Annotated in this window: 1 protein-coding gene and 1 pseudogene; both read right to left on the reverse strand. The window is 63.0% G+C overall.

The genetic code is table 11. The annotated features are described in order from the left end of the window. Nucleotides 1-392, reverse strand: a pseudogene (locus tag EN939_RS34200) (DUF930 domain-containing protein); the annotation flags it as partial. A gap of 108 nt (nt 393-500) precedes the next feature. Then, nucleotides 501-1,259 carry a 5'/3'-nucleotidase SurE gene (locus EN939_RS34205; protein WP_127271828.1) on the reverse strand — a complete coding sequence of 253 codons (759 nt, stop codon included), beginning with the start codon at nt 1,257-1,259 and terminating at the stop codon, nt 501-503. Nucleotides 1,260-1,397 lie beyond the last annotated feature (138 nt).

Below are 1,397 nucleotides of genomic sequence, written 5' to 3' on the forward strand. Positions count from 1 at the left end.
GCCTCATCCTTGGCCGGCGACGGCGTGCTGGGCTTAGCGCTGCTTCCGTCGAGCGATTTCTCCGGCCCGGTATCTTTCTGGCCGTACTGGAAAACGCGCTTCAGAACCTGGTCGTCTGGCGGTTTCGGCGGTTCCGGAGGCGGCTTTTGTTCAGGCGGCTTCTCAGCCTTCTTTTCAGGTGTCGGTTCCGGTGGCTTTGGAGCAGGTTTCGGCTTGGGCTTCTCGGGTGGCGGCACGATCGCGACATTGACGGGCTGTTCCTGCTGAACCGGCTGCTGCTCGGGTCTCGGCAGGCCATAGACCAGAAACGCCGCGATGAGCGCATGCAGGATCAGCGATGCGGGCAAAGCCCACAGCAGATGCCGCCGCCGTTCTCCTGTCTCGCCCTTCATCCTCACCGATGTGGAATGAAATAGCGGCGGCTTCAAGCATAGGTGGTGGATTGGCTTGATTTAACCGCTGACAGGTTGGTGATCGGATGACGACGCGCAGACCCCAGGTCAGCCAGTTTGCCGCTGGCGCGGGATCCCGTCCAGAAACCGTTCGTCCAGCCGTGTCTCGCCAAACCAGTTCAGCCGGTTGATGCTGATGAAGCCGGCATCGATCGCCTCGTTTTCGTCACCCGGCTGGCTGTCATGGGCCCGACCGCGCGGCACGGTGATGACTGTATGATCGCCATCGCTTTCCACGATCTCGGCCTTGCGAGCGATCTTGTCGCGACCGATGCGCGGCTGCCGGATTTCGGCCGGCAGCAAGGTCGGCAGGTTGATGCTCAGCCAATGACCCTCAGCGGCCCAGTCGGCGCGCGATTGCCACAATGAAGCGATGAGCGCGCCAAGCCATTGGTCGTCGCCATCGGTGAAATCAGGATTTTTCACGCGTGAGAACCCGATGGCCGGAACGCCCCAGAACGTCGCCTCCCGCGCAATGCCGAGCGTACCGGAATAGGCAAGGTCCTCGGCAGCGTTGCGGCCATCGTTGACGCCCGACAGCACAAGGCCCGGCTTCTCGGAATCGGCGAACAGCCAGGTCATGGCGCTTACCACGCAATCGGCCGGAGTGCCGGAACAGGAGTACCAGTTCGGTTTGACGCGCCGCATGGTCAACGGCCTGGCAATCGTCAATGACGAGCCGGCAGCGGTGCGCTTGCTGTCGGGCGCGACCACCCAGACATCGTCGCTCAACGCGCCGGCCGCATTGACCAGACGGGCAAGCCCCGGCGCTTCGATGCCGTCGTCGTTGCAAATCAGAATTCTCATCGTTTTCTTGCCTCCGACACCACTATGCGCTGGCCGGTGCGGCATTGCGTGCGCAGCGACGGGATGTGGGTTTGCAGATCGCCGAGAAGGTCCGGCGTGCAGGAATGACCGAGTGCGGCGGGACGACCGGCCTTCTCC

The sequence above is a fragment of the Mesorhizobium sp. M7A.F.Ca.CA.002.05.1.1 genome, assembly GCF_003998335.1.
Classification (GTDB): domain Bacteria; phylum Pseudomonadota; class Alphaproteobacteria; order Rhizobiales; family Rhizobiaceae; genus Mesorhizobium.

Excerpts from the sequence above, each read along its gene's own strand:
- EN939_RS34205 (WP_127271828.1), bottom strand. The coding sequence starts at position 1,259 with ATGAGAATTCTGATTTGCAACGACGACGGCATCGAAGCGCCGGGGCTT.